We start from the raw sequence: 18,785 nt of genomic DNA on the forward strand, positions 1-18,785 counted from the left end.
GGATAACATCACTTTAACGTAAAAAGCAAAATAGCCCTTCAAAAAATTACAACTTTTCCGACTTGTGATAATTTACCATGAGATCCACGAAACGGCTGTAACTTTCCAGGCCGTCTTCCTGTTTGTTTGCTTTCAGGAAATTGTCGTAGAAAAATTTGAATCCGATCTCGACAAACGATTCGTACTGCTCCCAAAATATCCGACTTTCCTTGAAATTCTTGCGGATGCCCGGGTTTACCGATTGCAAAAGCGACAGGAACAGCTTCTCGTCCCGCGCTTCTACGCTCCTGAGGCAATATTTGAGCGCAAGGGTATAACCCGAATAAGCCAGCATTTCATCATTTGAATTTATTGCCGCGAGATAGCCTACGAAATTGGCTTCGCTCTCACTTGCATATCCGATTTGGTGCGCCATTTCGTGTGAAGCGGTGGCCGGGAACGAATACATCGGTACCATGTCGTTGACCTGCGCTTCGTTCGTAAACGGATTCAGGTAACCCGAAAATCCCATATACGATAACTGAAGGCTGATCAGTGATTTTTTCGAACTCGGCCTGCCTAACACGAAATACGGATAGCGCTTCGAAAGTTCGGAATATGCATCGTGATTGATTGAAAAAACTTGTTCCTGACTGTAGCGATTGACGACTTTCGAGGCCGTGTCGCCGGTAATCGCAACCTGGACCGCATTGGTTTTGACGATGAGCTTTCTCGTAAATGCGATAAGTTCTTCATCGGAATATTCTGTGGCGAAACCCATTTTTTCGGGCAATTTCATGCGATGGTAATTCATGGCCCAAAGCAAGTGGAACAGGAAATAAAATATCGAAAGGAATCCGGCGAAGCGCAGCAAATTGTCTTTCCATTTGATTTTCCAGCTCTTGCGAATCATCCACAACCAGCGAATCAGTAACAATATGACGAGCCCGTACAAAACGTCGCCGACGGAAAAAGGAATCCATCCGAAAATCCAACGCTGCGCAGACGAAATCCAGGTGTATAGGCCGTTGCTGTAGTACTTTTCGACGATTCCAGGGAAGAGCGAAACGATTTGGATCACAACGATTTGAACAAGCAGGAATAGCGGCAGTCGATATTTTTTGGGCATACGTCAGTGATGACTTTGGGTAAAGATAGTATTTTTGTAATTGACGCTTAACCGAATGGAGCACCTGGTGACCAGAAAAGCGCGCAAATAACCGAATGAACAAATCAAATAACAACTAAAAATGTCCGAAATAAGAAACCTTGAGCCCCAAGCGCTCTGGAACAAATTCGCCGACCTGAACGCCGTTCCGCGTCCGTCCAAGAAAGAAGAACGCGTGATCGAATTCATGAAGAATTTCGGGGAGTCGCTTGGACTGGAAACCTTTGAGGACGAGATCCGCAACGTGATCATCCGCAAACCTGCGACACCGGGAATGGAAAACCGCAAAACCGTCGTGATGCAAGGCCATCTCGATATGGTGCACCAAAAAAACAACGACACGGTTTTCGATTTCGATAGCCAGGGAATCGATATGTATGTCGACGGCGACTGGGTAAAGGCAAAAGGCACGACGCTCGGCGCAGACAACGGACTCGGCGTGGCCACGATCATGGCGATACTCGAATCCAAAGACATCGCCCATCCGGCCATCGAAGCACTATTTACAGTAGACGAAGAAACCGGAATGACGGGAGCGCTCAACCTTAAAGGCGGCATTTTGACAGGAGAAATCCTGCTCAACCTCGACACCGAAGAAGACGACGAAATCGATATTGGTTGTGCCGGAGGCGTCGACGTTACGGCAAAAGGAACCTACGAGCGGGAATATTCGCCTTTGCACGATTCGGGCTTCACCATTACGGTGAAAGGCTTGAACGGCGGCCACTCCGGCATGCAAATTCACGAAGGTTTGGGCAACGTCAACAAGATCATGAACCGGTTGTTGTTCGAAACCTTTGAAGAGTTCGACTTGCGCGTCTCTTCGATAGACGGAGGCAGTCTGAGAAACGCGATTCCGAGGGAAAGCGTCGCAATCGTGGCGCTTCCGCGGACGAAAGTGTCCGAATTCCTTACCGATCTTGAAAAGACGATTTCGGATATCAAGGCGGAATTTGCCACGACCGAAAAAAACCTCGCGATCACGATCGAAAAAACCGACACGCCCGATAAAGTCATGGCCGTGGGCGATCAGCAAAAATTGATTTTGTCGCTTTACACGGCGCACAACGGCGTTTACCGCATGAGTGCCGATATGAAAGATCTCGTCGAAACCTCGAACAATATCGCAAGGGTCGTCGTCAAAGACGGGGAAATCCTTATCGGATGTTTGACGCGATCATCGGTTGAAACAGCGAAATTCGATTTGGCCAACGCACTTAAATCGGCATTTTCGTTGGCGGGATACCAAGTGACCTTTACCGGAAGCTATCCGGGTTGGACGCCGAACGTGAATTCGGAAATACTCGAAGTGCTTGTCGACATCTATAAGAAACAGAACGGCAGCGAGCCGAAAGTCGTCGCCTGCCACGCGGGTCTCGAATGCGGGATCCTGGGCACGAATTATCCCGGAATGGACATGATTTCGTTCGGCCCGACGATACACGGAGCGCATAGTCCCGATGAGCGCGCGAGCATTTCATCTGCACAAAAATATTGGAAATTCGTGTTGGAAATCCTGCAAAATATCCCGTTGAAGAACTGATGAAAAAATTGGCACTTGCGTTATTTGTGATCGTGGCGTCCTCGTGCTCGGCAGCGATCGACTGCCTCACGGACAGCAAACCGGAATGGGAACGCAAAACGTTGTCGGACGGCATGCGTTTCCAACCCTATGAACAAACGGTGGAATTGTACTCGGACAATATGGTCACGATACGCGAATTCGACGTCGACGGTAATTTGCCCGACGGTTTGATGGCGAATTTCGACGGCAGTACGGCCCGGATTTCCGGCACGCCGAAGGAACTCGGGAACTTCCAGCTAAAACTCGTCGTCAAGGTCGTAAGTGAAGATTCCGACGGAAACGCGGGTTGCGAACGGACCATTTCGAAAACGTATAAGCTCCGGATAAATTAAGAGATCAGATAAGGTCGGATGGAAATTCCGGCCTTTTTAATTATAAATCACACTTCCCGGGCATAATTCCTTATTTGAACATTTCGGATTCTTCCGCGCGGATATGGGAAATCGCGTAGTGCCTGATAGCCGACCGCGTCATTTCGTCCAAAATTGCGGTCAAGACTTCGTAATTCCCGTCCTTATTGACCTTGATGAGCACGTTGATTTGCGTATCCGATTCGCCTTTCTGGGACGATTGATCGGCCACGGTGCGCTTTAGTTTTTCGATTTCTTCGTGAAGCGGTTGCCCGGTTTTGGTGTCGCTTACCTTTTCAGGATTGAACTTTCCGAAGTAGTATTTGAGGTTGTTGTCGCTCCCGACCAAAATCGTCATCGTGCGGAATTCGTCTTCCGGCTTTATCGCGATTTCGTCGGTCGCATCCGGCATCGACAGCGTCACAGCATCCGGTTTCTGGAAACAGGAAACGGCGAGCGTGAACGAGAAGAAGCAGAGATAAGGAAGAAAGGTGCGGCTCATCGAGAGAATGGTTGTTTTGTAACGTAAATATAAAAAACACGCCCGGAAGCGTGTTCAACGTATCAGTTCATCGTCAGCAGGCGCGACTCCTCGGGTATGAGATCGGTAATGGCGTATGTTTGCACGTCCGATATCGACATTTCATCGAGAACGTCGACGAGATTTCTATAATTGGATTTGTCGCCGGGCTTGATGAGCACGATAAGGTTTTTTTCAGGTTTGCCGATGGAACGCGCATAATCTGCCACCTTCTTTTTGTTGGAGGCGATTTCGTTGCGCAAGGCTTTGTTGTCGGTCAACCCGATTTCCTTTGGAATATTTCCTGACAGCAGGCCCATGTAGCATTTCAATTTGTCGCCTTTGTCGATCAGGATTGTCATTGTGAGATTTTCGTCTACCGGCATCGGTGGGTTTGGGCCGTTATCCGGCAAGGTCAAATCCAGGGATTGCGGTTTGGTGAGCGAGGTCGTCAGCATGAAAAATGTGATCAACAGGAAAGCGAGGTCGACCATCGCGGTCAGATCGACCTTCGAATTTAGTTTGCGGCTCCTGATTTTGCGCGATGGGACGCTTTTTCCAGCGTCGTTGTTCAATTCGGCCATGACAGTTTGTTTTTGGTTAGAAAAAATGTGAACGTCAGTGTAGGTTAACATTTTTAACGCAAAAGCGATTTGTCATATTGCGTATTTTCCCTCAGAACCGCAGAATATCCTGCACGCACGTCATTTTACTTTTTTCATCGGGAATTCCTCTTTGCTTTCGACTCCCAGTTTATTGCCGCTGATGCGTGCCTTGATCGAATCTCCGTAGTTTTCATAGACGATCTTGTTCGGGTAATCGTGCTTCGGATTCTCGAAAATGAAATTTCCTCCTTCAAGTGCAGTCAAAGCGAATTCTACAGGTTTCTCGTCGTTTTGTCCTGCCGCCTGTGCGATGTAGACTAGGTTTCCGTTTCGTTCCACAAGCCTTACGAATTCGGAAAACGCCGTATCCTTTCCCGTAATGAAAAATGTTTTGGCGGAATAAGAAGAATCCGACTCTTTCATCCAGGTCTCGGTAAGCGTGCCTTCGTCGGATACGTTTTGCCATTTCCCGATAAGCCATTTCGCATCGTCCAGACTTGACGTAATGGCATTTTTGGGTTCGGCCGTCTCAATGGCGTCTTTTTTCTTGTCCGAACACGCAATTACGGCAAGCGCTGCGAAAGGTAAAATCAGTTTTTTCATATTATTGGATGTATTGGTCTGACTAAAAGTACGTAACGATTTTAAAACAGGCGACCTTTCGGACGGGAAACATTCTCCTGACTGAAAGGTCGTGTTTTTTACGAATCTGTGGGATCAGTTGTAATTGTGCTCCCTCTTGTAATCGTCTATATCGGTTTTGATGTCGTTCGCGCTCTTGTCGACACGCGCTTTGAAAGCATCCCATTTTTCATCGACTTTGTCCCCGAATTGGTCGAGATCCTGTTTAAGTTCGTTGTTTCGCGCCTCAAGCTTGTCGATCTGGGCGTTGAACTTCGCTTTGTTTTCCGCCGTTTCCGAATTTGCTTTTACCCTGATTTCCGCAATTCGTTTTTCGTTGTCGGCGATGAGTTTTTTGGTTCCCGCTTTCAAAACGGCGTAATCTGACGTATCTGCGGCCTTGGTATTTTCGTATTCAGCGGTTGCCTCGGCTTGTTCCTCTGTCGCTTCGACTACTTCCTGTTGGTCTTTTTCGGCGTCGTTCTTGCAACTCGTCATGCCCAAAGTCAGCATCGCGACAGCCGCGATCGATAAAATTTGATTTGTTGATCTCATGGTTCTATAATTTAGGTTATCGACATAAAATTACGGTTTTAAGCCTCGGCTGTTTTACAGCTTCCCCATATCATTTTTCATTTCGACATATCATTTTTCTTAGAATTCGATGGAAGGCCGTCCGGATCGAACGTGAACGTAAATCGTTTTCCCGTGAATTCGTCGACGCGTATCGGCTCGACATTCAACCGGGATTCCAGTAATAACTGGATGGTTTCGTCCGGATCATCGGTTTCGAAGGCCAGATGTCGCAATCCCGCTGCCTCCGGATAGCTCTTTCGCTGAGGCGGATTCGGGAACGAAAAAAGTTCGATGAGGTAGGTTCCATTAAGCGCAAGATCCAACTTATGGGAGTCGCGTTCGCTGCGGTAGGTTTCCGCCACAATCTGTAAACCGGGAACATCGACATAGAAAGCTTTCGATTTCGCGTAATCCGAACAAATTATCGCAATATGGTGAATCTTATTTAACTTCATTTTTTGGACTTTTCAGGCATACGATCGGAAGCAACTGATCCTGTATTTCAATTTTCGTTTTCAAATGCTTGCAAACGTTTTTAATTGTTTACAAATGGCGTGAAACGGTTGTCTTTGCCTCTCAGGTCAAGTCCGCCTTCACAAACCGATTTGAGGTTCACGAGATAAAAACTCCACCCGTTGTGGCAGCCCAGGCGGATGTTTTTCTTCGAGGCTTCGTCGGTAGGGATGTTGCTTTGGGTAAGCTCCACAAGCGTATGTTCGTGTTGGTCGGAAAGCCTGATCTCGACAAGGCAATTCCCTGCGAACGTGAACGAGAACATGTCCGAGCCATTCGCATTCCGTATCTCGCCGGTTTCGGTTTCGGAATAGAGAAACCATTTCCAGCAATACGAATTTCCCTCCGCTGCCGCATCATTTTTGTCGATAAGATGACCGCCGGACAGATAATCGCACTGCCTGAGAAACCATTTTTCAACTTCGAACGGTATCGTCCATGCGTCGTATACTGTTTTCAGATCGCATTTGATGGCGATCCTGAGCGTAAACTGCGTCCAGTCGAAATTTTGCATAGGCGTAATGTTGTGGACTTCCTGACTGAGAGATCGGGCGACGTTTTTTTTTGGTTTAGGCCGCTTTCTGCAGACATAACAGATTTTTCAAAATCTGTTATGTCTCATAAAAATAACGATTTTCCACCCAACCCAAATACAGTTTTCCTGTACATTTTCCTAAATTTTCGACAAACGCCTTTAACAAAACAACAAGATTCCCAACTGTCGCCCAATCAACATTTTTCACTAAATTTGCGCCCATTTGAGGCCAATGGCCAAACTCACAGTTAAAATTCACGAGAAAGAAACCCAATGTTAGACCGTTTACAATATGTAAAGCAGCGCTTTGACGAGATTTCGGACCTGATCATCCAGCCCGATGTCATCGCCGACCAAAAGCGTTACGTCCAATTGAACAAAGAATACAAAGACCTTAAGGCGCTCGTCGACAAACGCGATGAGTATCTCAATGTGCTTGGCAATATAACGGAAGCCAAGGAAATCATTTCGGACGGAAGTGATGCCGAAATGACCGAAATGGCCAAGCTCCAACTTGAGGAAGCCAACGGACGCCTGCCGCAAATCGAAGACGAGATCAAATTCATGCTGATTCCCAAAGATGCCGAGGACGCCAAAAACGTCATGGTAGAAATACGGGCCGGAACCGGTGGGGACGAGGCTTCCATATTCGCCGGCGACCTCTACCGCATGTACACCAAATATTGCGAAAACCGCGGCTGGAGGACTTCGGTCGTCGATTTGAACGAAGGAACATCGGGCGGTTTCAAGGAAATCATCTTTGAAGTTACGGGAGAAGACGTCTACGGAACCCTGAAATTTGAAGCCGGTGTCCATCGCGTCCAGCGCGTTCCCCAAACCGAAACACAGGGCCGCATCCATACGTCGGCGGCAACCGTAATGGTTTTGCCGGAAGCCGAGGAATTTGACGTACAGATTGACATGAACGACGTCCGAATCGACCTTTTCTGCTCGTCGGGCCCTGGAGGACAATCGGTCAATACGACCAAGTCGGCAGTGCGCATGACGCATATCCCGACAGGATTGGTGGCGCAATGCCAGGACGAAAAATCCCAACATAAAAACAAAGACAAGGCGCTGACGGTTTTGCGTTCGCGACTGTACGAGATGGAACTGGCCAAAAAGCAGGAGGAGGACGCGGCGAAACGTTCGTCACAGGTTTCGTCGGGCGACAGGTCGGCTAAGATCCGTACTTACAATTATCCGCAAGGGCGCGTGACCGACCATCGCATCGGGCTCACGCTTTACGATCTCGACAACGTGATGAACGGGGCGATCCAAAAAGTGATCGATGAACTTCAACTCGTCAACAACACAGAAAAATTGAAGGAAGCGAGCGAAGTGATCTGATTCCCCTCGATAAGTCTGAAGAGCCAGGATTTTTGCGATCCTGGTTTTTTTTTGGGCGTGCCACCACGCTCGTGCCTCGCGCGCTGTCGGGCTGCCGCTTTTATCTTTTGCTCGTTCCTCACAAAAGGATAGCCGCTTGCATCCCTCACGCGGGCATCCGGGTAGGAAAGGTCGTGTCGGCGGATGCGGTTTTAACAAATGGTGTAGGAAAACTGTAGGTGTCGGGTTGGGAAATTTGATATTTTTACGACGGGAGGGCACGAATGTGCGCCGCTCGCCAACCTTACAAAAAGCAACATCATGAAGCAGTCGTTTATCGCAATATCGCAGCTAAAAGAAGAGGAACTTCAGGCTGGCTTGATGGATTTTGCCAACTTATATGCGCAAGAGGAATTTGCACAACAAATCGAGGTTTTCAGGAAAAAGGGCGAGCTGGAATATCTGGTCGTATTTCCCAACGAACCTGATTTCCTGAGATTTTCATTTGCGGTCAATTACGTGCGATACCTTAACCCAAAAAGTCCGCAAAAGCCAGACGTAGCCGGTTATTTCAATAGTGAGTCCGAGCGTCATCAAAAGCCGTTTCTAAACGGTGAATTCGTCAAGGTATATGTTTCCGAAGGCGACGGCCAACACGATAATGTCAATATTATCACGTCTGATCATGAAACGTACTTTTTCGATTTCAACCTCAATTACAAAAAAGTGACAACGGCCGAAGCCCGTTATGATTTGCCAGCGGTCGACCTGAACGACTATAATTACCTGATCACGATTATCCCCGCTCCGTCCGAAGAAAAACCGTGGTGGAAGTTTTGGTAGTACCTTCCGGATAATCCGCTTTCGTGAAGAGCCGTCCGCTTATGCAAAACCGTTCCGCTCCGAAAATTAATTATCTTTGCGCCACAAAACCAACTGCTTTGACGACACAACAACTTTTTTCCCAAATCCAACGCAAAAAATCGTTTTTATGCATTGGGCTTGATCCCGATCTCGACAAGTTTCCCCAACATTTATTACAGCTTGAAGATCCCATTTTTGAATTCAACAAAGCCATCATCGACGCTACCCACGACCTGGCCGTCGCTTATAAACCCAACGTCGCCTTCTATGAGGCATACGGCGTGAAAGGGTTGCAATCCTTGCGTAAAACCATTGGATATCTAAACGAAAATTTCCCGGAACAGTTCACGATAGCCGATGCCAAGCGGGGCGATATCGGCAACACCTCGTCGATGTATGCCAAGGCTTTTTTCGACGATCTTCAGTTCGATTCGATCACCGTGGCGCCTTACATGGGCAAAGATTCCGTAGAGCCGTTCCTCGCGTTCGAGGACAAGCATACGATTCTGTTGGCGCTGACTTCGAATCCCGGCGCATTCGATTTCCAAACACAATTGGTTGACGGAAAGGAATTGTACAAAACAGTCCTGGAAACCTCGAAAACCTGGAAAAATGCACAGAACCTTATGTATGTGGTGGGTGCAACGAAAGCGGAATACCTTGCCGAAATCCGCCAAATCATTCCCGACAGTTTCCTGTTGGTTCCCGGTGTTGGCGCTCAGGGCGGAAGCCTGTCCGAAGTTTGCCGATTCGGTATGACCGAAAAAGTCGGGTTGCTGGTCAATTCCGCACGCGCCGTCATTTATGCCTCATCGGGTAAAGACTTTGCCGAAAAGGGACGGGAAGAAGCCCTGAGGATGCAATCCGAAATGGCGCAGATACTCAGTTCGTCTTCAATCGTTCCGTAAGATAGGTGTAGGAAAGGATGCCGTGATGTACGAACAGCGTCGAATCGTTGTCCGGGAATTTAGCGAAATATTCCTCGTCCGGTTTCAGGATCACGAAATTGCCGCATCGGACATAATTCGTCGACTCATAGAACTTTTTGGGCGCTTCAAAACCCTTGGCGAGCTTGGAAGCGACCATTTTTGAAGCTATCGTTCCCAGGAAAAGCTGGTACTTCCGCAAGGCTTTGCGGTTGTGTTTCGTAAGTTGTTTGTGCAGGTAACCCATCACGATGTTATTCGGGAAAGGCGCCTGCTCTATCATTTGTGGTGCGAGCTTGAACGGATTGGTCGTGTTGAAATCCTTTAGGGTTTGGACGCTCACTGGAACTTCAGGTACCCAATCTGCCGAGTTGACCACCGACACCGACCATCCCACCTGTGTCGATTCCTCGTAATCATACGCAAAATATAAATTGCCCGGTTTCGGAGCGGCGCTGCAATAGGTCTTGAACTGTATGTCTTTCGGTAGAACGCCCGACCGTTGGTAATAGCGAAGCTGAGCCGTAACGAAATAAGCGATACCGGCGCCCTGGCTGTGTCCGAAGATGATAAAGTCCTTTCGTTTTTTTGAATACCGATCTTTTACTTTCTGTACGATATCGGGCAGCAGGTAACAAGCGGCAACCGCCCAACCTACGTGCACCGCGGCTTCGGGATGATCGGCGAAATGATAATCTACCGAAAGGCTATCGCTGAGTTTCATCGTTCCTACCGCAGGGATCATTGCCGCATAGAAGTTCGCCATCCAGCTTATGGCTTCCTTGGTGGAACCGCGTATCGAAATCACGGTTTGCGAAGGCGTTTCGTACATCTCCCAACTGTTCTGGAACCCGGTGTCTTCCGAACGGTATTTCCTGCCTTGTTTTTTGTAAATCCGGCTTTCCGGAATCTGATTGTAAAAAGCGCTGTCGCCCCAACGTGCATAAGCGCGCAAAAGTTGGAGGTATTCAAATTGGTCGAAGCCCGGCTTGAGCTGCTGGGCATCTGAAGCGAAAAAACAAAATAGCAATAGCGCGAGTAGCGTTTTTTTCATGTGATGGCGGGAAATGTCCGTTAAATTGCGAACTAAAAGTAGCCGATTTGACTACCTTCGCGTTATAAAATTTCTGCTCAATCTTATTCTTTATGGAGATTCTGTTGCGCGACCAAGTGGGCATCGAACACCGTTTCACCTCAACACCAAAACGCATTGTGTCGCTCGTGCCTTCCCAAACCGAATTGCTTTACGAACTCGGGCTCGAGGCCAATATTGTCGGCATCACCAAATTTTGCGTGCATCCGGCTCACCTCAAAGCTACAAAAAAGATCGTCGGCGGTACCAAAAAGCTTCACGTCGAGCGCGTTGCGTCGCTTGAGCCGGACATCATCATAGCCAACAAGGAGGAAAATACGCTCGAGATCGTCGAATCGTTACAGCGAATCGCGCCAGTCTGGGTAACCGATATCGCGACGATCGAGGACAATCTCAAGATGATTTCGGACTTCGGGCAATTGTTCAGCGTGCGAACTGAAGCCCGAAAGTGGATCGACAAAATAGAATTTGCCCATGCCAATTTCAAAAAGTTCATGTCAGGTCGGCCGTCTCATCGCGTGGCGTATTTTATTTGGAAAAACCCGCATATGGTCGCCGGCGGCGGAACGTTCATCAACGAGATGCTCAAACTCAACCACTTCGTAAATATATACGAGGAACGCGAACGCTATCCGGAAATCATCATCCAGAAAATGCGTATACAGGGCGATCCCGAAATCGTGTTATTGTCATCGGAACCTTATCCGTTCAAGGATGAGGATGCATTCGAATTAGGCCGTTTCACACATCACGCCAAGACGATTTTTGTAGATGGGGAAATGTTTTCGTGGTACGGAAGCCGACTCGTAAAAGCGTTTGACTACTTTAAGGTTTTACAGATGCGTTTGGGTGTAGCGTAAATCTTTATTTTGAGGCGACCGCGGCTTAAGACATAACAGGCTTTCCAAAACCTGTTATGTCTAAGGTAAAATTTTATCCGGAAACCGAGTTCTAGTTTTTCTGTAGTTTTTGTTAAACTAAACGAGTATCGCGATGTTCCGACAAATCTGAATTTTCGCGATCGGATTTTGTCGCTTAAGACATAACAGGCTTTCCAAAACCTGTTATGTCTAAGGTAAGGTTTTATCGGGAAACCGAGTTACAGTTTTTCTGTAGTTTTTGTTAAACTAAACGATTATCGCGACGTTCCGAACAAACCCGATTTTCCGCTATCGAATTTTGTCTGTTTAAGACATAACAGGCTTTCCAAAACCTGTTATGTCTAAGGTAAGGTTTTATCGGGAAACCGAGTTACAGTTTTTCTGCACTTTTTGTTAAACTAAACGAGTATTGCGATATTCCGACAAATCTGAATTTTCGCAATCGGATTTTGTCGCTTAAGACATAACAGGCTTTCCAAAACCTGTTATGTCTAAGGTAAAGTTTTATCGGGAAACGGAGTTCCAGTTTTTCTGTAGTTTTTGTTAACTAAACGAGTATCGCGACGTTCCGAACAAACCCGATTTTCCGCTATCGAATTTTGTCTGTTTAAGACATAACAGGCTTTCCAAAACCTGTTATGTCTAAGGTAAAATTTTATCCGGAAACCGAGTTCCAGTTTTTCTGTACTTTTTGTTAAATTACTTCAGCCGGACATTGGCAGTCGTGTGAATTTCCCCTTCATCCGAAACTAAAATCCCTTGCAATTCAGGGAACTTCGCCAGCAATTCCAGTCCTTTCTCTTTTCCCAAAACCATGATGGCCGTCGAAAACCCGTTCGCTTTTTCGGCACTGTCGGCCAGAATCGTAACGCTCGCCAAACCGCTTGCCGGATAACCCGTTCTCGGATTGATGATATGGGAATACCGCTTGCCGCCAATCATCGCGAATTTTTCGTAATTGCCGGATGTCACAACTGCCGTGTGCAGGTCCAGGGACAAAACAGCGAACACCTTATTTTTGTCCAGCGGATTTGAAATCGCGGCGTTCCAGGGTGAGCCGTCGGGTTGGGCGCCCCAGGAATTGAGATCGCCGGACGCGTTGACGATTCCCGACGGGACGCCTTTCGAGATAAGCAGTTGCTTGGTTTTGTCGGCGGTGTAGCCTTTCCCTATAGACCCGAATCCGATCTTCATGCCTTTTTTTCTCAGATAGATCGTCGATCTCTTGCGGTTGATCCTGATGTTTTCGTATCCGATCCTGCGTACCGATTCGGCGATTTTTTGCACAGATGGCAACTCGGTCATACTGCCGTCGAACTTCCATATTTTGTCCGCGGAAGCGAAACTGATGTCGAACGCTCCGTCCGAAATCTTCGAAAAATACAACGCGCGCTCGGTAAGGTCGAGCAGTTCTTTGCTTACTTTGACCGGTTTGATGCCCGCATTTCGGTTCACTTTCGAAACTTCCGTGTGCGGCCGCCATTCGGAGATCACGTTTTCGATGCGCTCAATTTCTGCAATTGCGGTGTCGATGTAAGCTTCTGCTTTTTCACCCGATTCGTGAACGATCGCGAAATCGAAACGGCTTCCCATTAGTGTGACGGTGCGTTGTCGCAACTGTTGGGCGTTCGAGATTCCAAAACAAAGCAACAAACAGATCCAGCAGTTTTTCATTCGCCATAAGTTATGATCCAGTCGGCGTGCCCGAAATAATTCCACTCGGCGGCCGCCAAATCCACGCTGGGATCGAGGAGCGTTTTCATCGGCGCCCGGTTAATGGAATTCCTGACATCGGCGTAAACCGCGACCTCCCTTCCGTTTTTCGCCATTTGTCGCTTGATGCGCTGCGCCATCTGCCAAATCATGTCGGGATGGGTTTTTAGCCCGGACAATTGTCTTTTGGTCAGTTCCGACTGAAGCTTGTACGGAATATGAGCTCCGGTTTTCTTGTCGATCACGGTCATCGTCAGCTCGCCTTTGCGATCGCGCAACATCATGCGCCAGGCCAACCGATGGCCTTCTTCGGTCCAGAGCACGTCGCCTTTGATGAACCAATGGCGCAGCGGAAGAAATAACTGGACGGCGAGGTAAGTACCGATTAGAGCCATCGTCACGTTTCGATTTCCGGGTGCTTCGGATGCGATTATGTCGGGTGTCAACTCCGGTTTCTTCGGGAAAAAAATCCGTCGGATAAAATCAGGCTCGAAAAAGAAAACAACCATTGAAAGCGCCAGGAACGGGAAAATGCCGATGTCGAGTGTAACCGAATTGAACGCGTGGAACACCAACAGCAGAAGTATCGCCGTGATCCGGGTGCGCTTCCAGAGCAACATCGGTATGATCAGCAAATCGAATGCGATGCCGCCCCAAGCCAGCAACAGATGCACCCATCGCTCGCGCAACAATCCGATTCCGTGGAACTGGGCGTATTTGCCGAGCATGATTTCAGAAAATGTCCCGTCCAGCCAACCTGGGTAAAATTTGGCGAGTGAGGCGAAAACGTAAACGACCGCCATTTGGGAAACCATCAGCCATCGGCACCAATCCGGCATCGACAGAGACGATTTACCGGACCGGTTGGCATCCGCGGAAGCGTAACGATTGGCGGGCATGCACAATAGCAAAATGCAAACAAGTATGATGAGGTAGTGATGGTTGTTGTAGGTGGTTTTTTGCATCAGGTAAACGCACGTCCACATCAGCGTGAATATCGTAAGTGAAATCCTATAAAAATATCCGAAACAGAAGGCGATCGCGCACAATCCCATAATAGCGAAATAGTAGTACATACCGTCTCCCGGAAGCGGCTGCAGCCATTCGAAGCCGATGTGGGCAAACGTGAATTTCGGACGGATGAGGTTGCGCCATATCCAGCCTTCGTAAATGTAATAGAAACATTGATAGGCGAGCAATCCCCCGAAAACCATACGGAAAACGATCAAAGGAGCATTGTCGACACGTTTGTTCAAAAAGGCACGCATATCGCAAAAGTAGGAAGTAAAATGCCAAAAAAAATGCCGATGCAACTTTCGCTGACCGGCACATTTCATTATAACTAACCCTAACCAAATGTGAGAAAACCATTAATCTCTCTGCAAATATCCGACATAAATCCCGTGGGTGATGTTAAGGCAATGTTATTTCTTGTGTCTGATTTTGAAATTGTTAGACGGGTTTGGTTTGGAGTTTAAGGTTTGGAGTGTGAGGTTTAAAGTTTAAGGTTTAAAGTCGGGAGTTTAAAGTTTGACCTATCGGATTACAAAATCATAGGTGTCGCGGAAATCGTTTATTTTCATCGGGCTTCGTATTTTTAGCAAACCGAACGTTATGGCCTGTTTCGCTAACCAACGTTAGTACGCCTGAACTAAACCTTAAACTTTAAACTTTTTCCCACTATTTCTTATCCTGTAGCGCAAAAACCCGTTGCAACAAATTAGAAGTTCGCGCCGCTAGATTGTTGCGGATGTCTTTTTCCTCGACGGCAATCATCCTGAAGACGCCTTCGAGCGCTTTGTCGGTTACGTAGTCGTTGAGGTCGGGATTCACGTCCTGGACGAGCGGCAATGCGTTGTACTTGTTGATGATATTGGCCCAGATCTGGTCGGCGCCGACTTTGCCCAACGAAGATTTTACGACCGGGTTGAACTTGGCATACAAAGGGTTCGTCGTTTTGGTCTGCAAGTACGAAGTAGCGGAATTATCGGCACCAAGCAAGATGTTCCTGGCATCGGTAAATGTCATCTGGCGCACCGCATCGACAAAAATCGGTGTCGATTCCTTTACGGCATTTTCAGCGGCGCGGTTCAATGATCGGATACCGTCGTCGACCAAGCTTCCCAAACCTACTTTTCGCAATGCAGTTTCTACTTTTTGCAGTTCAGGCGGCAACAAAATCTTTACCGCTTGGTTTTTGAAAAAGCCGTCGGTGGCCGTCAATTTCGAGACTTCTTTCGAAATGCCGTTGTTGAGCGCTTCCTTCAGTCCGGCGGCGATGTCGGCGTTGGACAACACGCCCGAAGTTTGTGGGTATTGGCTGGCGACTTGTTGTAATTCGGCACAACCGCTGAACAGTAAAATGGATAGTGAGGCGATTATTTTTTTCATGGATTCATTTTGACCAAAAGTACCGACAAACCTAAGATTCGCTTTATATTTTGTCCGCTAAATTTTGAACCATTAGAATATTTTAGAACAGTCCGGTTTGCAGTTTAAAGTCCTAAGTCCATAGTCGAGACTTCCGAACCGAACGCGTCATCGGAACCATATAAATTCCAATCACCAATTATCTAATCATCTAATTATCTCAATTATCTCAATTATATAATTATCTAATTATCTCAATCATCTAATTATCTCAATCATCTAATTATCCTGCATCGCAAACACTTTCTTCAACAAATCAGAAGTGCGCGAACTCAAGTTGTTGCGGATGTCTTTTTCTTCCACCGCTATCATCTTGTAAACGCCCTCGAGCGCTTTGTTGGTCACGTAATCGTTGATGTCCGGATTTACTTTGGCAACCAACGGAAGCGAATTGTATTTGGAGATGATTGTCGCCCATATCTTGTCGGCTCCCACTTTTCCTATCGATTCCTGCACTTTCGGGTTGAACTTGGCATAAAGCGGTTTTGAAGTTGACTTTTGCAGATAAGCCGTGGCCGCATTGTCGCTTCCCATCAGGATATTCTTGGCGTCGGTAAACGTCATGCCTTTGACGGCGTCCACGAAGATCGGTGTAGATTCCTTGACTGCGTCTTCCGCGGCGCGATTGAGTGACTTGATGCCTTCGTCGGCGAGATTGCCTAATCCGACAGAACGCAGGGCTTTGTCAACCTTTTTGAGTTCTTCGGGAAACAAAATCTTGACCGATGGATTTTTGTAGAAACCGTCCAACGCGGTGAGTTTGGTGACCTGTTTGTCGATGCCTTTGTCGAGCGCTTCCTTGAGTGCCGAGGCGATATCGAGATTTCCGATAGCCGAATTTTTTGTCGTTTTAGTCCCAACGGCCGACTTGGCCTTGTTGAGAATGCCGTTAAACTGAGCCGTTGCGATAACTGGGAAAAGCAGCAGAAGCGCCAATTTTTTGTTCATGGGGAAAAAGGTTAGCAGGTTTCTAAGATGCGCAAGTTAGCCATTATCATGCCGAATGGGAATAGGCAGGCAGTTTCGGAGTGTTAAAAGTTTGGACGTAAAAATGTCGTTAGTGTCATTTTTCGTGTGTTTCAGCACTAGAAGTTAGTATCGCGATTAGTGCCGTCGGATTGTTACAAATAGGACGTTACAATTTTTTGTGTCACAATAAAATGCAATGAAAAATGTCGAAAGCATTTCGGCGAATCATTTCCCGATTTTTTCCGCAGGTTAACCACAATTAAATGTGAGTCTTGGGTCTGTTTTCGGTATCGTTGAAATGCGCTCTAAAAGAAAGAAAAATACTATAAAAACAAACAAAATATGTATTTCATCGAAAATATCTGCTTTTAACAGATCATTATTTAATCAATGGATTACTTTCGCACCCGCTTTCAAATAAAAATGATTAATGACTTGAATGGGATGAAGAAAATTTACCTACTAAATTTCTTTTTCCTGACTGCAGGCGGTGTGCCCAATCCGCTCGTAAATCAGGAAAAAAACCGACGACAAAAACAAGGCTTATCCTTGAATTCCGCGCTCTTGTGGTTCGTATTCGTATCGCTTTTCAACATTGCGGCATCGAACGCTCAATACGTGCTCAACAACGGCAAGGTAAGGATCGGAAACGGTTATGAGGACTCCGTCAACGAATATGGTAACCTCAAGCAACCTTTCCTTTACAACCAATCGTTGTCTGCATGGCAGCAACTTACCTATGCCGATTATCCGTTGGACAACGCGTTTGCCGTAGGCGGCAGTGGTGCTGCGATCTGGAACGCCAACGGAAGTTTTGAAGAAAATCCGTATCCGTCGAACTATACTGTCGATTATTCCCAGTATATCAGTACGGGCGTCGGTATGGGTCACGGAAAAATTATTTCGAAAGGAAACATCAACGTCGGCGGCAATATGTTGCGGGTCGAGAATACCTATTCGTTGACGCCTTCGGCAAGTTTCGTACAGATCAGTTGCAAGGTAACCAATATCGGTTCCACAAATGCGGTCAACGTTAGGACCTGGATCGGAACCAGGGACGACTATATCGGATATAACGACGGGCCTACCAAAACAAGAGGCAACCTGATCAACGACCAATTCGTCCCGTTGGCTTCGGCCACCCAACAATCCAAGGCGCTTAAAGTGGAGTCGGGGAGCGAGGGCGTATTGTTTTATACGACATCGTCAAAGGCCTACACTATAATTGCAGATTGCTGTTCGTTCAGCAATGCGACAGATTCCGACCCGTTCACGAATGCCATTACCCACCACTGGGATGGGTCGTACGCGCTTTATGTGAGGTTCAACGATCTCGCACCGGGTCAAAGCGACGATTTCAGCACCTATTATGCAGCAGGTGCCACCGAAGATCTTGAGGACATCATCGAGGAAGTCGCCCAGGCCAGCGGAGCGTTGACTAATATTACTTCGAGCTCGGCCGTATTTACGTCTTCTTCGGCCACGGCCGCTACTGGATATTATATTGCAGTGCCTGCGGGCTCGGCGGTTCCGACGCCTCAACAGATAGCAGCTGGGGCCAATTACGCAAACGTCGTCGTGGCCAACAGCGGTTCTGCTGCAATGGCGGCAAATGCGCAGGTGGCTTTCAACCTTACCGGATTATCTGCCTCGACCACCTATACGTTGTATTTCGTCACTCTTACCGGATCGACTTATTCGACAGTGTTCAATGCGAACTTTACCACGATTGCGGGCCTTTCTACCAGCGGAAACCAAAATAACGTGACGTGCCATGGAGGCGCCAACGGATTTGCCAATGTGACTGTCACAGGAGGTACGGCTCCGTTTACCTATTTGTGGAACACTACTCCCGTTAGGACGACGGCTGCCGCAACAGGACTGACTGCGGGAACCTATATCGTTACCGTCACCGACGCTAACAACCTAACGGCGACGCGTTCGTTCACGATTACCGAACCAAATGCTTTGATATTGACACCAAGCCAGACTAATGTTTCGTGCAACGGCGGATTCAACGCCACAGCTACGATTTCAGCGACGGGCGGAACGGGCGCTTACACGTACTCCTGGTCGCCATCGGGCGGAACGAACGCTACGGCTTCGGGTCTCACTGCGGGAACTTACA

At 47.6% G+C, this 18,785-nt stretch carries 19 protein-coding genes; 7 read left to right on the forward strand and 12 right to left on the reverse strand.

Features of this window, described 5'->3' with window-relative positions:
* Positions 1 to 46 precede the first annotated feature (46 nt).
* Positions 47 to 1,108 (reverse strand): DUF3810 domain-containing protein, encoded by a 1,062-nt coding sequence (locus HC229_RS15735; protein WP_191021466.1) that lies wholly within the window; start codon positions 1,106 to 1,108, stop codon positions 47 to 49.
* Positions 1,109 to 1,229: 121 nt separating this feature from the next.
* On the opposite strand from HC229_RS15735, the gene HC229_RS15740 reads away from it, so the two are divergent.
* Together HC229_RS15740 and HC229_RS15745 are read left to right on the forward strand one after the other, a co-directional pair.
* Positions 1,230 to 2,690 (forward strand): aminoacyl-histidine dipeptidase, encoded by a 1,461-nt coding sequence (locus tag HC229_RS15740; RefSeq protein ID WP_191021467.1) that lies wholly within the window; start codon positions 1,230 to 1,232, stop codon positions 2,688 to 2,690.
* Positions 2,690 to 3,064: an Ig domain-containing protein gene (locus tag HC229_RS15745; protein WP_191021468.1), complete on the forward strand. Its 375-nt coding sequence runs from the start codon at positions 2,690 to 2,692 to the stop codon at positions 3,062 to 3,064. The genes HC229_RS15740 and HC229_RS15745 overlap by 1 nt, the downstream gene beginning before the upstream one ends.
* A gap of 70 nt (positions 3,065 to 3,134) precedes the next feature.
* Here the strand turns inward: HC229_RS15745 and HC229_RS15750 are convergent, their stop codons facing one another.
* From HC229_RS15750 to HC229_RS15775, 6 genes are all read right to left on the reverse strand, one after another.
* Positions 3,135 to 3,584 carry a biopolymer transporter ExbD gene (locus HC229_RS15750; RefSeq protein WP_191021469.1) on the reverse strand — a complete coding sequence of 150 codons (450 nt, stop codon included), beginning with the start codon at positions 3,582 to 3,584 and terminating at the stop codon, positions 3,135 to 3,137.
* Between the two features lie 62 nt (positions 3,585 to 3,646).
* A complete protein-coding gene (locus HC229_RS15755) occupies positions 3,647 to 4,186 on the reverse strand; it encodes an ExbD/TolR family protein (RefSeq protein WP_191021470.1) in 540 nt (179 codons plus the stop codon).
* 120 nt (positions 4,187 to 4,306) lie between these two features.
* Positions 4,307 to 4,810 carry a DUF6265 family protein gene (locus tag HC229_RS15760; protein WP_191021471.1) on the reverse strand — a complete coding sequence of 168 codons (504 nt, stop codon included), beginning with the start codon at positions 4,808 to 4,810 and terminating at the stop codon, positions 4,307 to 4,309.
* Positions 4,811 to 4,924: 114 nt separating this feature from the next.
* On the reverse strand, positions 4,925 to 5,383 hold the full coding sequence (locus HC229_RS15765) for a sll1863 family stress response protein (RefSeq protein WP_191021472.1): 459 nt from the start codon (positions 5,381 to 5,383) through the stop codon (positions 4,925 to 4,927).
* Between the two features lie 77 nt (positions 5,384 to 5,460).
* Entirely contained in the window at positions 5,461 to 5,859 is a 399-nt protein-coding gene (gloA2, locus tag HC229_RS15770) for an SMU1112c/YaeR family gloxylase I-like metalloprotein (protein WP_191021473.1), read from the reverse strand.
* An 80-nt stretch (positions 5,860 to 5,939) separates the two neighbouring features.
* The gene (locus tag HC229_RS15775; protein WP_191021474.1) at positions 5,940 to 6,431 is read right to left on the reverse strand and encodes an SRPBCC family protein; all 492 of its coding nucleotides are present in this window, start codon (positions 6,429 to 6,431) and stop codon (positions 5,940 to 5,942) included.
* A gap of 294 nt (positions 6,432 to 6,725) precedes the next feature.
* On the opposite strand from HC229_RS15775, the gene prfA reads away from it, so the two are divergent.
* From prfA to pyrF, 3 genes are all read left to right on the forward strand, one after another.
* Positions 6,726 to 7,802: a peptide chain release factor 1 gene (gene prfA / locus HC229_RS15780; protein WP_191021475.1), complete on the forward strand. Its 1,077-nt coding sequence runs from the start codon at positions 6,726 to 6,728 to the stop codon at positions 7,800 to 7,802.
* Between the two features lie 300 nt (positions 7,803 to 8,102).
* Entirely contained in the window at positions 8,103 to 8,624 is a 522-nt protein-coding gene (locus tag HC229_RS15785; protein WP_191021476.1) for a hypothetical protein, read from the forward strand.
* A 98-nt stretch (positions 8,625 to 8,722) separates the two neighbouring features.
* Positions 8,723 to 9,553: an orotidine-5'-phosphate decarboxylase gene (gene pyrF / locus HC229_RS15790; RefSeq protein ID WP_191021477.1), complete on the forward strand. Its 831-nt coding sequence runs from the start codon at positions 8,723 to 8,725 to the stop codon at positions 9,551 to 9,553.
* Here pyrF and HC229_RS15795 read toward each other — a convergent pair.
* Positions 9,528 to 10,625: a lipase family protein gene (locus tag HC229_RS15795; RefSeq protein WP_191021478.1), complete on the reverse strand. Its 1,098-nt coding sequence runs from the start codon at positions 10,623 to 10,625 to the stop codon at positions 9,528 to 9,530. The genes pyrF and HC229_RS15795 overlap by 26 nt on opposite strands.
* A 92-nt stretch (positions 10,626 to 10,717) precedes the next feature.
* On the opposite strand from HC229_RS15795, the gene HC229_RS15800 reads away from it, so the two are divergent.
* Positions 10,718 to 11,524, forward strand: a complete 807-nt coding sequence (locus HC229_RS15800) for a helical backbone metal receptor (RefSeq protein WP_191021479.1) — start codon at positions 10,718 to 10,720, stop codon at positions 11,522 to 11,524.
* A 720-nt stretch (positions 11,525 to 12,244) separates the two neighbouring features.
* Here HC229_RS15800 and HC229_RS15805 read toward each other — a convergent pair.
* From HC229_RS15805 to HC229_RS15820, 4 genes are all read right to left on the reverse strand, one after another.
* Positions 12,245 to 13,219 carry an FAD:protein FMN transferase gene (locus HC229_RS15805; protein WP_191021480.1) on the reverse strand — a complete coding sequence of 325 codons (975 nt, stop codon included), beginning with the start codon at positions 13,217 to 13,219 and terminating at the stop codon, positions 12,245 to 12,247.
* The gene (locus HC229_RS15810; protein WP_191021481.1) at positions 13,216 to 14,526 is read right to left on the reverse strand and encodes an HTTM domain-containing protein; all 1,311 of its coding nucleotides are present in this window, start codon (positions 14,524 to 14,526) and stop codon (positions 13,216 to 13,218) included. Before HC229_RS15810 ends, HC229_RS15805 begins: the two co-directional genes overlap by 4 nt.
* Positions 14,527 to 14,938: 412 nt before the next feature.
* Entirely contained in the window at positions 14,939 to 15,649 is a 711-nt protein-coding gene (locus HC229_RS15815) for a DUF4197 domain-containing protein (RefSeq protein ID WP_191021482.1), read from the reverse strand.
* 258 nt (positions 15,650 to 15,907) lie between these two features.
* A complete protein-coding gene (locus HC229_RS15820) occupies positions 15,908 to 16,636 on the reverse strand; it encodes a DUF4197 domain-containing protein (RefSeq protein WP_191021483.1) in 729 nt (242 codons plus the stop codon).
* 465 nt (positions 16,637 to 17,101) lie between these two features.
* Between HC229_RS15820 and HC229_RS15825 the strand changes: the two genes are divergently transcribed.
* Positions 17,102 to 18,785: SprB repeat-containing protein (locus HC229_RS15825; RefSeq protein ID WP_191021484.1), on the forward strand; the 1,684-nt coding region annotated here is incomplete at its 3' end.

The organism is Flavobacterium selenitireducens (assembly GCF_014748335.1).
GTDB classification, from domain to species: Bacteria; Bacteroidota; Bacteroidia; order Flavobacteriales; family Flavobacteriaceae; genus Flavobacterium; species Flavobacterium selenitireducens.